This is a genomic window from Citrobacter sp. Igbk 14 (assembly GCF_028069825.1).
GTDB lineage: Bacteria > Pseudomonadota > Gammaproteobacteria > Enterobacterales > Enterobacteriaceae > Citrobacter.
Genome location: NZ_JANEWM010000041.1, coordinates 1 through 12,810, shown reverse-complemented (window position 1 = coordinate 12,810; position 12,810 = coordinate 1). Strand labels below are relative to the sequence as shown.

The following is a 12,810-nucleotide window of genomic DNA, read 5'->3' as shown; positions in this document are numbered from 1 at the left end:
GCCGCGCTCCCACGCCATATCGTCAACATTTTCTGCGGATTACGTATGTTGCAGGTGGTTCAGATCCCGTAGCATCCGCTTGAGACATTTGACTTTATTTTTATCGCGTATTGCCGCTGAAAACTTACTGAGCTGAAAAAACGTTTTGTCACCAAAACCATCAATGACTTTGAAACAATACTCCTGGCGCGCGGCATCCCAGGCGTAGACGATGTTTTTACAATGCAGGGAGTTAATAATGACACCGGTACTGACAAACCACGCTAAAAAAACATTCAACTTCTGCAATTTGCTGGCATCAAGTTCTTTGTTCAAGGCAAGCTGATAAAGAGTTTGAGCGATATGGCCATGCTCATCACACTCCTTCACCGTGAGTTGCCCTATTCCTTTGTTTGTTTCAACCAGCCCTTCAATTTTTTGCATATAAAATGCGTCGGTGTGGTGACTCAACTTGCATTCTTTGATGTCCCGGAAGACCTCACGTAGCTTGCTTTTATATTTCGCAATGCCTGGAATCACGATTTTAACCAGCAGTTTACTATCCTGTGGATGCTGGAAGACGTAGCGATCGTTACCTCGTGCCAGTAAGTCTTCATCCTTCAATATAAGTAATTGCTTCATAATGTTTTTTATTTTTACCCTACGTGAAATGGAGTTGCCTCAACGAAGAGTTGTCTCAGCCAAAAATATTGTGTATCTATCTATTTCAATGGTTGTTAAACAAATAGCGTATTCACCCAATAAACAACTTTTGTAGTGACGTACTGAAGCAAAGCAACGGTGGATGTGCAGCAGGCCAGGAGATACTGTTGGAGTAATCCACGCCAGCTTTGTTTTTTGATGTTGTTAACGAAGGTAAACAGCGGTAGGTATTCAACTAAGCCCCACTCACCGTGACCTATGGTGCTGTCACCAGAGGCCACTCGCGAATAGATGAGGCCGGATGTTGGAGGGAAAGAAGCCTGGGACATTGCAGACAATGGTTGCGTGCCAGCCGCAAATTACTATGACAGGACGCAACATGTACAGGCAAGAGTGTAAAAATTAGGAAGCCAAACTAAATTGCGTCAGATAACCAGATGAAACACTGCTCAAGAAATATAGATGACTCACTATGGTGTTTATGCTCACCCTGTAGGTAATTTTTATACATCGTTGAAACATTAACACCGTAGATAATCGCTACCTGCGCGATCTCCGAAAACGACACCCGGCAGTTAAAATTGGAGTTCCTGCACGACCTCTTTTCCCTTCAAATATAACATCAGATTATGAATACTAATATCCCCGGGCATTCTTTGTCGGGTTTCGACAATATTTTGTTTATCCACAATGTACAAGAGAAGTGCCTCGGCATTTTCAGTTACGCTCTTTTTTACACCACTCTTCTAATTATCCATCCTTATTTCGATAAGCACTAACAGTGTCTTTTATTGAAAGATGCCATCTCATCAAATTTAAATGACAGTGTAAATCAAAGTCTGCAGTATGAATAATCCATTAGATATGTTCTTATTATTATTTCTAATGAGGTTAATACTGGTTATCTGGAGATGCTGGCGCTGAAGTCAGCGCCAGTTCTGGGTTTAACGAGGTTAACGAAGGTTAACAGGAGAACGTACGCAACTAGTGTTTAACAATATACATAGTGCGACTGTATGCCACATCCTCCGGGTTGGTAATCGGATACCCTTTCAGCCACGGTTTAATTAAACGCCCGTTGGTATACTGGTAAATCGGCGCAATAGGCGCCTGTTCCATCAGGATTTTTTCTGCTGCGTTATAATCGGCGTTGCGTGCTTTCTCTGTATTTTCCAGCGTCGCCTGAGTCAACACTTTATCGTATGCCGGATTGTTAAAACGGGAAATATTGCCCGTATGGGTCGAGGTTAATAACGACAGGAATGTGGATGGCTCGTTGTAATCTCCCACCCAGGATGCGCGGATCACATCAAAATTACCGGTATTACGGCTATCAATGTACGTTTTCCATTCCTGATTCTGTAATTTCACATCCACACCAAGATTTTTCTTCCACATGGAAGCCACAGCAATAGCAATCTTCTGATGATTTTCAGACGTGTTATACAACAGCGTCAATTTCAGTGGTTTCTGCGGACCATAACCGGCCGCACGCAGCAGCGTTTTCGCCTGAGCGTTAAGCTCTTCCTGACTCATTTGTTCAAACGGAGAAGGTTCCGGGATAAACCCTGCCGTCACATCCGGCGTAAAATGCCATGCGGGTTTTTCTCCAGTCCCTAATACTTTCTCCGCCATAAGACGGCGATCGATAGTCATACTAAGCGCCAGACGCACGCGTGAATCGGCAGTCGGTCCTTTTTGCGTGTTAAACGCATAGTAATAAGTACCAAGCTGCGGTGGCGTATAAATCTGCCCAGGAATATCCTTCAATAGCTTCTGATACATGTTTTTCGGGAAGGACTCAGTGATATCAATATCGCCGGCAAGATAGCGTTTGGTCGCAGCAGACTCCTGGTTAATCGGCAGGAAAGTCACTTTTTGCAGCACTGTTTTGGCGTTGTCCCAATAATGTGTGTTCGGCACAACTTCCAGTTTCTCATTAACCACACGGTCTTTCAGCACATAGGCACCATTACCGATAAGGTTGCCTGGTTTCGTCCACTCTTTACCGCTTTCGACATTGGCTTTTTGGACGGGATAAAACGCAAAGCTCGCTGTCAGGTTGGCAAACCAGGGTAGTGGTTTGTCCAACTGCACTTTGAAGGTATGCGCATCCACCGCGCTGACACCCAACTTATCGGGCGTGGCTTTGCCATCGATGATCGCCTGGGCATTGTTGATCCCCGCAAGCGCGGCAAACCAGGCAAACGGCGATAGTGTTTTCGGGTCCACCAGACGCTGCCAACTGTAGACAAAATCCTGTGCTGTTACTGGCGTACCATCGGCCCATTGTGCATTATCGCGCAACGTAAACGTCCAGATGCGGTTATCATTACTCTTCCACTGTGTGGCAACACCGGGAATAATCTCACCCTTGTCATTCTGGTTGACCAAGCCTTCAAATAAATCGCGAATAACCTGAATTTCTGGAAGCCCAACGGCTTTTGCCGGATCGAGTGACGCTGGCTCATCTTTTATATGACGCACCAATTCTTGCTTTTCTGCCAGTACCGTCCCGCTGGGAACATCCGCAGCATAGGATAAAGAAATGCTGCTAACCAACAGCGCACAACAGGTTACTGAAACAGAATGCCTCATAAAATACCCTCAAATCTGGCCACTAAGTGAATGAGTAATTATTTGTATCGCCAGCAGGAAATGCAATTAACTTCCGACAGGAAAGTGATATTACACCTGAAAAGATAAGTGTGTGAAAACGATTTGATTATCCATAAATTTTGCACAACACTGCGAGTAACAATACATGCATTCAGAGATGATTATGACCGTTACCCGTCCCCGTGCCGAGCGTGGCGCATTTCCGCCAGGAACTGAACATTACGGACGTTCACTATTGGGCGCACCGCTAATCTGGTTCCCGGCACCGGCAGCCGATCGTGAAAGCGGTTTGATACTGGCTGGTACTCACGGTGATGAAAACTCATCAGTCGTCACCCTGTCCTGTGCCTTACGTACGCTGAACCCTTCCCTGCGTCGTCATCATGTCGTGCTGGCCGTTAACCCTGACGGTTGCCAATTGGGTCTGCGTGCAAATGCAAACGGCGTTGATCTTAACCGTAACTTTCCGGCGGCAAATTGGAAATCCGGTGAAACGGTATATCGTTGGAACAGCAGCGCAGAAGAGCGTGATGTGGTGTTATTAACCGGCGATCATCCGGGATCAGAGCCTGAGACCCAGGCACTATGCCAACTTATTCACCACATTCATCCTGCATGGGTAGTTTCTTTCCACGATCCGCTGGCCTGTATTGAAGATCCCAGACACAGCGAATTAGGCGCGTGGCTGGCGCGGTCGTTCGAATTGCCGCTGGTAACCAGCGTCGGTTATGAAACGCCAGGTTCTTTTGGTAGCTGGTGCGCCGATCTAAACCTACATTGCATTACTGCAGAATTTCCGCCCATTTCATCGGATGAAGCGAGCGAAAAATACCTGCTGGCAATGTCTAATCTTTTGCGCTGGCATCCTTGAGATGAAGCTGTCCGGTTGTAAAATGCAAGGCAGGCTCGGCGTCTCGGGCCAGCCAGGTTGGGCCATCCAAATCGGCAAAGCTGACCTGTGGTGTAAGCGGCAATGCAGCGCCGATCGCCCTGGATGTACACAACATACAGCCGAGCATCAACGCAAATCCCTGCTCGCGAGCTTCGGCCGCCAGCGCCAGCGCCTCCGTCAGTCCGCCTGTCTTATCCAGTTTAATATTCACCATTTCATAGCGGCCATGCAGCGCTTTCAGACTGCTGCGGGTATGGCAGCTTTCATCAGCACAGACAGGCAGCGGATGCACGAAATTCTCCAGCGCGGCATCATCATTAGCCGGCAGAGGCTGCTCCAGCATCGCAACGCCTAAATCCGCCATTAACTGGCAGCGTGCAGCCAGCCCTTCAGCACGCCAGGACTCATTAGCATCGACAATGATTGTCGCCTCAGGCACAGCCGCCCGGATCGCAACCATCCTTTCGCTGATTAAGTGTGCATCCAGTTTGACTTTCAGCAATCTGGCACCGTTATCCCATAGCGCGGTCGCGCTCGCCGCCATCTGCTCCGGCGAGCCAATCACGACGGTTTGCGCGGTCGTTACTGTTGCATCCAGTTCAGTACCAACGTAGTCGGCCAGAGACTGTTGTTGCTGACGTGCATTGAGATCCCAAAGTGCACAGTCAACGGCATTACGCGCCGCCCCCGCAGGCAGTAATACCTGCAGCGCTTCACGCGTCAAACCGTGTTCCAGTTGTGGCACAACACTCATAATTTGAGCCAGTACCGACGCATCGCTTTCGCCATAGCGAGGATAAGGCGTACATTCTCCAATACCTTTTACACCATTCTCTTCCAGTTCAACCACCACCACATGCGCTTCGGTCCTGCTCCCGCGGGCAATCACAAAGGGAGTGTGTAACGGCCAGGCTTCCTCAAACACCTTAACTGATCTCATTTGTTTTCCTTAATGCAGTCCCTGAAGCGGATATCCGCAAATAGCGTTTGCCGTGTTAACTGCTGATGGCATAAACTAGCCTTGACGTTAACTATATGTAAACAGGAAGATAACCATGTCACAAACCGTTCATTTCCAGGGCAACCCGGTTGCAGTCGCCGGCTCCATTCCTCAGGCTGGAAGCAAAGCTCAGGCTTTTACCCTTGTGGCTAAAGACCTGTCTGACGTTACGCTGGGCCAGTTCGCAGGCAAGCGCAAAGTGCTGAATATTTTCCCAAGCATCGATACCGGCGTGTGCGCGGCATCAGTACGTAAGTTTAACCAACTGGCGACAGAAATCGACAACACCGTCGTACTGTGCATTTCAGCCGACCTGCCATTCGCCCACTCTCGTTTTTGCGGCGCGGAAGGTCTGAGCAACGTTATCACGCTGTCCACCCTGCGTAACGCAGAATTCCTGAAAAACTACGGTGTTGAAATTGCCGAAGGTCCGCTGAAAGGTCTGGCTGCTCGTGCCGTTGTCGTTATTGACGAAAATGACAACATCGTGTTCAGCCAACTGGTAAATGAAATTACCAACGAGCCTGACTATGATGCAGCGTTGGCCGTGCTGAAAGCCTAAGTTGCCCTGACCTCCGGATGGAGTAATGCTGTTCAGTTAACATTTCAGTTTCAGAAAGCATCAACATGTGTTGGCGGGGTAATGAACATGCTCTCTCAGAGAAAGGGTTCCGTTCACCTCATGTTCATCGCTTCTCTGTACACTGAACGCCAGTGAACATGTTAAGGGTGCTATCGCCGCCCCCTTAACAATCCCGGCTCCCGGCAGGAAAATTGTTGCTGCGCAATCCCCTCCGCTTATTCCTCCAGGCTACCGGGCCGGGCGCGATGCAACATCCCTGTCGCACGCACCCTGAACCCGCATCCCTGCGGGTTCTCCCGGCCTTACGGAAACACGTCGGCAATTTTCAGCCGGACCAGCCACGCCTGACCACCTGTATTTTTATTTGAACATGTTTGAACAGCAAAACAAATTTAACTGAAAATCAGAGAGTTGAAGCGATGTCTCTGGTCCGGCTGAAAATCGATGAGGTGTTGACGGCTGACCGGGGCTGCCCGCAGGGATGCGGGCAGAGGGGACGGCCTGCAGGGACGCAGGCTCGACCCCGACCCGACAGGCAGACGGCATAAGACGAATAGCTCGCGCAGCGACGATTTTCCCGCCGGGAGCCTGGGATGCAAGGGAGGCGGCGGTGAGCCTCCCTTGCACGTTCACGTGTATAGCGATATCAGAGAAGCGATGAACATAAGGTGAACGGAAACTAATCCAGAGTAAAACGTTCTCCAGACATGCTTAACTGACTGGCATTACTCCGGATGGAGGCATTTTTATTTACATCATTACTCTTCGCTTTTTTTCTGCTGGCTCAGACCATACTCGCGTAACTTATTGGCAATCGCGGTATGTGAAACCCCCAGGCGTTTAGCCAGTTTACGCGTGCTGGGATAATTCATATAAAGCTGCGTTAACACAGAACGTTCAAAGCGGCTGGTGATTTCATCCAGCGACCCTTCCATCACCTCTTCTCCGACGGCAACTGTTGCTGCATCATAATCCGGCAATAAGATATCCTGCGGGCGCAGTTCATAGCCTTCAAGCTGAGTTAACGCCCGATAGATAGCATTTTTAAGCTGACGCACATTACCCGGCCAGCCGTAGCGGGTTAGCACCGTGCTGAGATCGGCAGACAACTTCGGACGAGGTACACCCTGTTCGTCAGCAAAACGCGCCACAAACAGCTCGGTGAGCGGCATAATATCTTGCGGGCAATCGCGTAGCGGCGGCAGATTAAGCGTCAGGACATTCAGACGATAATAGAGGTCCTCACGGAAAAGACCTTTCTGCACCAGTTCCACCAGGTTCTTTTGCGTCGCGCAGATTACGCGAACATCAACATGAACTTCATGATCTTCGCCCACGCGACGGAACGTCCCGTCATTGAGGAAGCGCAGCAATTTCGTTTGCATGCGCGGCGACATTTCGCCAATCTCATCCAACAGCACTGAACCGCCATTCGCCTGCTCAAAGAACCCTTTTTTACCTTCCGGGGCGTGGCCAAACAGTTCGCTTTCTACCGCATCTTCAGGAATAGACGCGCAGTTCAGCGCCAGATAGGGTTTTGACGCACGTGGGCTCGCCAGGTGGCAGGCATGCGCAAAGAGATCTTTGCCCGTACCGGTATTTCCGGTGATCAGCAGCGGCGCACTCAGCGTCGCCAGCTTGCGCGCCTGTTCAACAACGTGTTTCATTTTGGCGCTGACGGCAATAATCTGGCTGAATGCGCTCAGATCCTGGGTGGTCATGTTTTGCAATTGACGGCCCATGCGGAGGGTAGAACGTAACATCACCACGGCACCGGTTAGCATCTGCTCCTGGTTTTCACCCTGCAAATGGACTGGCGTAATCTCCATCAGGAAGTTTTGCCCGTTAATCACAACATGTTCACTATGGGAATCCTGCGGATTACTTTCCAGCCAGCGCTGGAAGTTAAACCCATTGATGAGCTGTGCAGCCGTGTGGTTGCGCATCCGCTCCTGGGGGTGGGCAAAAAGCTGGCAACTTGCCGGGTTTGCCATCTCCACTTTGCTTTTCATATCCAGAGAAAGAACGGGTTCAGGCAATGCTTCAAGCAACGCGCTAAGCGCCAGATGTTCGCGTTCGGAAGGCATCCAGGGCACGGTGCGGACGTCCGTTACCCCTGCGATGCGGCGGATTTCAGCCATCAGGCTGCTGAAGTTAGTGAACTCCAGTTCCGCAAAATTAAGGTAGATTCGCCCGATGGGGTCAATCTCGATACCGCGTAAATCAATGCTTCTCAGCACCAGTAAATCGAGCAATTCGCGGGTCAGACCAAGACGGTCTTCACAAAAGACTTCCAGACGCATGGGAACCTTCACCTAAACAAGGGATCATGTGTTAGATGATAAGCCAGTATTGGGTTAGCAGGAAGGACTCTGTCAACAAATATTGACAGTACGCTGGAAAATTGGGCGCCGGGGCGTAAAGTTATACGATCGGCACCCGTATTTACTCAACTTTCACGCGGGGATTTGTTCTTTTGTAAGGTCTCTTTCACCTGACCGATCAGCTGACGGCGGAAATCCCCCAGTCGCGGTTTATCATCATCAATCCACGGTAATGGACGGCACAACTCCATCGCTTTAATCCCCAGACGCGCTGTTAATAAGCCCGCGCCAATACCCTGCGCGGCACGCGTGGATAGCCGGGCCGCTAAATCCTGCGACATCCAGTCCATCCCCACTTCCCGCACCAGCTCGCTGGCCCCGGCAAAAGCAATATTTAACAGTACCAGACGAAACAGGCGCAGGCGGCTATAATAGCCGAGTTCGATGCCATACAGCGTCGCTATACGGTTAATCAACCGCAGATTTCGCCAGGCAATAAACGCCATATCCACCAACGCTAACGGGCTGACGGCAATCATCAGCGTGGATTCCGCCGCAGAACGACTGATCTCACGTCGTGCTTGCGCATCCAGCACTGGCTGCACCAGATGGGCATACAGGCTCAGAACTTCCCGATCATTTTGCGTTTCATGGATAGAGGCATACCAGCGTTGTAGCGCAGGGTGAGACTGATCGATACCTGCCTGTTGTGCCAACTTTTCACAAAATGCGCGGCCTTTTCCGGTTCCGTGACTGTGTAACAAATCACGCGCTTCATCACGCTCGTGTGCGCGTTGACGTAAACGCCACAGCCGACGCCACTCGGTTGCCACCGACCCCACGCCTGCGCCAATAATCAGCGCACCCGCAGCACAGCCTCCCAGCGCAACCCAGTCCTGAGTCTGCCAGGCGTTCATCGTCCACTGCACGCCCTGAGCAACCACACTGATGCCAAACAGTGCCAGCCCGCCCATCACCATTTTGCGCCACAGGCTGCGTTTAGGACGTAATGCGGCATCAATAACGGCTTCAGCCTGACCTTCGTCTTCCAGCGGTTCAACCACTGTCGCCGGAGAAAAAGTCTGCGCTTCGGTATCGTTGAACATTTGCTGTGCTTTAAATGCCGTGTTTGGTTCCACTTCCAGTGGACCTGAGAAATCGATACGCGGTTTTAACGGCTCGCTCATCGCAATTTATCTCCTATTAAAAACTCCAGCGCGGCATCCAGGCGAATATGCGGTAAGGGTTTATCCACATCCATGACCTGCGGGCGAAAGGCTTCAAACTGGAAACCCTGGCGATCCCAAAAAGCCTGGCCCGGTAAACGCGCAGGGACCTCTCCCGGATAGACGGTCAACGGCTCGCCGTCGCTCAGACGATTGCCGCGCAGCGCGGGGATCTTCTCGCCCTTCACATCAATCAGCCCGCTGGTGGTTGCCTGCACCGATGCCAGTCCCAGACAGTCCATACTGATGCCTTCAAACGCGGCATTTTGCCAGGCGTCCTGAATCAATTGCTGCAACAACGACACCATATTGGCATGCTGATCGACCGTGACGTGGTCGGCCTTGGTGGCAGCGAACAGCAACTTATCGATTACCGGCGAGAACAATCGCCGGAACAACGTGCGCTGACCATAATGAAAGCTTTGCATCAGTTGTGTCAGTGCCAGACGCATATCGTTAAACGCCTGTGGTCCGCTGTTAAGCGGTTGCAGGCAATCAACCAACACAATTTGGCGGTCAAAGCGCAGAAAGTGATTCTTGTAGAACCCTTTCACGACCTTTTCACAGTAGTAATTAAACCTGTCGCGCAACATGCCCGCATTGGTGTGTTTATCTGCTTGTGCCAGTTTTGACTCACCAAAAGCATCCACATCCGGCCACGGGAAAAACTGCAGCGCAGGTGCGCCAGCCATGTCCCCCGGCAGCACAAAGCGCCCAGGTTGAATAAAATGCAATCCCTGCTGTTTGCACTGATGCAGATAATCTGTCCATGCTGCGGCGATTTCCGCCAGACGGTTTTCGTCCGCAGGTGCCAGCGGGTCAAGTCCCTCGCATAGCTGCCGCCATCTGGCCGACCATTCACCTCTCTGTCCCTGTAATAATCCGGTCATTTGCCGTGACCAGCCAAGGTAATCCTGGGCCAGCATCGGTAAATCAAGCAGCCATTCCCCCGGATAATCGACGATTTCCAGGTACAACGTAGACGTATCTTTAAAGTGACGTAGCAAAGAATCGTTGGATTTGTAGCGCAACGCCAGGCGAATTTCACTGACGCCACGCGTCGGCGTCGGCCAGGTTGGCGGAGAGCCATATAGCTGGGCCAGTCCCTCGTCATAGGTAAAGCGCGGAATACCAAAATCGCGCTGAGGAACCCGCTTTACGCCAAGCAGACGCTCTTCACGCACACAACTGAGCAACGGCAAACGAGCACCAGCATGAATATTGAGTAACTGGTTTACCATTGCGGTAATAAACGCTGTTTTACCGCTGCGGCTAAGTCCGGTGACAGCCAGGCGCAGATGCCGATCTACGCCGCGATTAACCAGCGAGTTGAGTTCATTTTTAAGTCGCTTCATCGCCATCCCGTTATGCTGAAGGAACCGAAGAAATTATAACAAACAGGGAGTAAACATAAGGTTTAATACTGAGTTATCAACTCCCTGAAAGAAATCAGGCGACATCGTTCATGTCGCCTTTAGCCAAAAGAAAGCATGCGGATTATTTATTCTCTACTTTAGGAAGATTAATCCCGCTGATACCGCCTTCGTTGGTGACCTGTGTATAGCCCATCCCGGTCAGCATATCTTTTGCCATCCCGGATTGACGACCTGAGTTGCAATACAACTTCACGGTGTCGGTCTTATCAGGGACTTCTGCCGCAATTCGAGCCTGCAAATCCTTTAAAGGGATGTTGATGGCCCCCTGAACGTGTTCCTGCTGATATTGTTCAGGAACACGAACATCAATCCAGTGCTCGGCCGCAAACACCGGCATGCCGATGACCAGCGCCAGCGCGAATACGCCTTTTTTCAACATAGTATCGTTCCGTTAAATGATGGAAAGTCACCTAACACTATATACTTGATCTTAAGGAAATATTGCGAGCGTACTATCACTGGCCATAGCGTTGGGAAATTTTCCTGGCAACCTTGCTCAATAATGGCTCCAGTACCAACACCAGCAACATTTTTAACGGACGGCGGGCTACGGATTTCACCGCCCACCCCGCAACGCCCGCAGGGCCGTAGCGAAGCGCAGTAAGAAGCACCAGCTTGCCTGCTATTTTAAAGCCCGGCTTGACCCTTTGCCCGGCACGTTGCCAGCGATTATTCATTTCAATCCTCACAATTGACGGAAACGACTGCGTAATGTGAAGGTATCCGATGTCACATAACGCTCCATTTCACGCAAACGCTTTTCACTCGCGGCCAGTTCACGATCGACGGAATCTAACAATTCTCCGCTCGATGGCTGTTGCTCGCCGGACGCGACGTTGTCTGGCATTGGGTCCAGCACAAACGTCAACACGATGTAGGCAACTACGGTGAAAAAGGCCAGACCAAAAAAGACTGACAGTACCACCAGGATCCTTACCAGCTTCACGGGGACATCAAGATAGTGCGCAATACCGGCACAGACCCCTTTAACCATGCCCTGCTGCGGGATACGCCACAGTTTTTTGTTCAGGTTAACGCCCCCCATTAGCGGTCCCTCCAGTTTGGATGTTCGGCATCAAGGATATCTTCCAGCGCCTGAATACGTTCACGCATACGCTGTGCATCATTGTTGAGTTCCACCAGACGTTGCTGATCGCTTTGCGACAGTTCACCACGGCTGGAACGGTTGCTGTAATGCAACCACAGCCAGATCGGCAAAACGAACAGCACAAAGATAGTTAACGGAATGGCCAGAAATAGCGCGCTCATGAGTACTCCTTACAGGTGATGAGCGGCGGCGCGTTCGGGCGCCGCCAGTAGTTATTATTGCTTGTCTTGCTGCATTTTGGCTTTAAGCTGCGCCAGCTGCTCGCTGATTTCATCATCTGCTTTCAGGTCAGCAAATTGCTGATCCAGAGATTTTTGCTTACCGAAGTTATGGCTTTCGGCTTCCGCTTCCATCTGATCAATGCGGCGCTCAAAAGATTCAAAGCGGGCCATTGCTTCATCCAGTTTGCCGCTATCCAACTGACGACGGACATCGCGGGAAGAACTCGCCGCCTGATGACGCAACATCAATGCCTGCTGGCGAGCCCGGGTTTCACTGAGTTTATTTTCCAGCTCACCAATCTCTTTTTTCATCCGCGCCAGCGTATCGTCAACCAGCGCCACTTCATGCTCCAGAGAAGCAATTAAATCGGTCAGTTTCTGCTTTTCAATTAATGCAGAACGCGCCAGATCTTCTTTCTCTTTACGCAGCGCCAGCTCCGCTTTTTCCTGCCACTCCGCCTGCTGCGCACTGGCCTGTTCAATCCGGCGGGACAGCTGTTTCTTTTCTGCCAGTGCACGCGCTGAGTTAGATCGAACCTCAACCAGCGTGTCTTCCATTTCCTGAATCATCAACCGCACCAGTTTCTGCGGATCTTCGGCCTTTTCCAGCAACGCATTAATATTGGCGTTCACGATGTCGGCAAAACGAGAAAAAATACCCATAATGTAATCCTCACTTACTGTTCTGATATCGGGCAATGCCCTGCTGCTTCCATAATGCACTTGTCGTGCCAACTTTTTATATTATTGATTTTAAAG

At 50.6% G+C, this 12,810-nt stretch carries 13 protein-coding genes; 2 read left to right on the top strand and 11 right to left on the bottom strand.

The window, feature by feature from the left end; genetic code table 11:
• Positions 1-39 precede the first annotated feature (39 nt).
• Entirely contained in the window at positions 40-621 is a 582-nt protein-coding gene (locus tag NNN64_RS15755; protein ID WP_271441964.1) for a YrbL family protein, read from the bottom strand.
• Positions 622-1,626: 1,005 nt separating this feature from the next.
• Entirely contained in the window at positions 1,627-3,240 is a 1,614-nt protein-coding gene (gene mppA, locus NNN64_RS15745) for a murein tripeptide ABC transporter substrate-binding protein MppA (RefSeq protein ID WP_271441963.1), read from the bottom strand.
• 184 nt (positions 3,241-3,424) lie between these two features.
• On the opposite strand from mppA, the gene mpaA reads away from it, so the two are divergent.
• On the top strand, positions 3,425-4,132 hold the full coding sequence (gene mpaA / locus NNN64_RS15740; protein WP_271441962.1) for a murein tripeptide amidase MpaA: 708 nt from the start codon (positions 3,425-3,427) through the stop codon (positions 4,130-4,132).
• Here the strand turns inward: mpaA and ycjG are convergent.
• Entirely contained in the window at positions 4,107-5,093 is a 987-nt protein-coding gene (ycjG, locus tag NNN64_RS15735) for an L-Ala-D/L-Glu epimerase (protein WP_271441961.1), read from the bottom strand. The genes mpaA and ycjG overlap by 26 nt on opposite strands.
• A 115-nt stretch (positions 5,094-5,208) precedes the next feature.
• On the opposite strand from ycjG, the gene tpx reads away from it, so the two are divergent.
• Entirely contained in the window at positions 5,209-5,715 is a 507-nt protein-coding gene (tpx, locus tag NNN64_RS15730; RefSeq protein ID WP_040230898.1) for a thiol peroxidase, read from the top strand.
• 779 nt (positions 5,716-6,494) lie between these two features.
• On the opposite strand, the gene tyrR is transcribed toward tpx, so the two are convergent.
• From tyrR to pspA, 8 genes are all read right to left on the bottom strand, one after another.
• The gene (gene tyrR / locus NNN64_RS15725) at positions 6,495-8,039 is read right to left on the bottom strand and encodes a transcriptional regulator TyrR (RefSeq protein ID WP_199973940.1); all 1,545 of its coding nucleotides are present in this window, start codon (positions 8,037-8,039) and stop codon (positions 6,495-6,497) included.
• A gap of 146 nt (positions 8,040-8,185) precedes the next feature.
• On the bottom strand, positions 8,186-9,247 hold the full coding sequence (locus NNN64_RS15720) for a YcjF family protein (protein WP_271441960.1): 1,062 nt from the start codon (positions 9,245-9,247) through the stop codon (positions 8,186-8,188).
• Positions 9,244-10,641 (bottom strand): YcjX family protein, encoded by a 1,398-nt coding sequence (locus NNN64_RS15715; protein WP_048212579.1) that lies wholly within the window; start codon positions 10,639-10,641, stop codon positions 9,244-9,246. Before NNN64_RS15715 ends, NNN64_RS15720 begins: the two co-directional genes overlap by 4 nt.
• A 142-nt stretch (positions 10,642-10,783) precedes the next feature.
• Positions 10,784-11,101 (bottom strand): thiosulfate sulfurtransferase PspE, encoded by a 318-nt coding sequence (gene pspE, locus NNN64_RS15710; protein ID WP_271441959.1) that lies wholly within the window; start codon positions 11,099-11,101, stop codon positions 10,784-10,786.
• Between the two features lie 76 nt (positions 11,102-11,177).
• Positions 11,178-11,399 carry a phage shock protein PspD gene (pspD, locus tag NNN64_RS15705; RefSeq protein WP_040230893.1) on the bottom strand — a complete coding sequence of 74 codons (222 nt, stop codon included), beginning with the start codon at positions 11,397-11,399 and terminating at the stop codon, positions 11,178-11,180.
• Positions 11,400-11,407: 8 nt separating this feature from the next.
• Positions 11,408-11,767, bottom strand: a complete 360-nt coding sequence (pspC, locus tag NNN64_RS15700) for an envelope stress response membrane protein PspC (RefSeq protein WP_137381742.1) — start codon at positions 11,765-11,767, stop codon at positions 11,408-11,410.
• Entirely contained in the window at positions 11,767-11,991 is a 225-nt protein-coding gene (pspB, locus tag NNN64_RS15695; protein ID WP_048211519.1) for an envelope stress response membrane protein PspB, read from the bottom strand. Before pspB ends, pspC begins: the two co-directional genes overlap by 1 nt.
• A gap of 54 nt (positions 11,992-12,045) precedes the next feature.
• The gene (pspA, locus tag NNN64_RS15690; protein WP_204558023.1) at positions 12,046-12,714 is read right to left on the bottom strand and encodes a phage shock protein PspA; all 669 of its coding nucleotides are present in this window, start codon (positions 12,712-12,714) and stop codon (positions 12,046-12,048) included.
• Positions 12,715-12,810 lie beyond the last annotated feature (96 nt).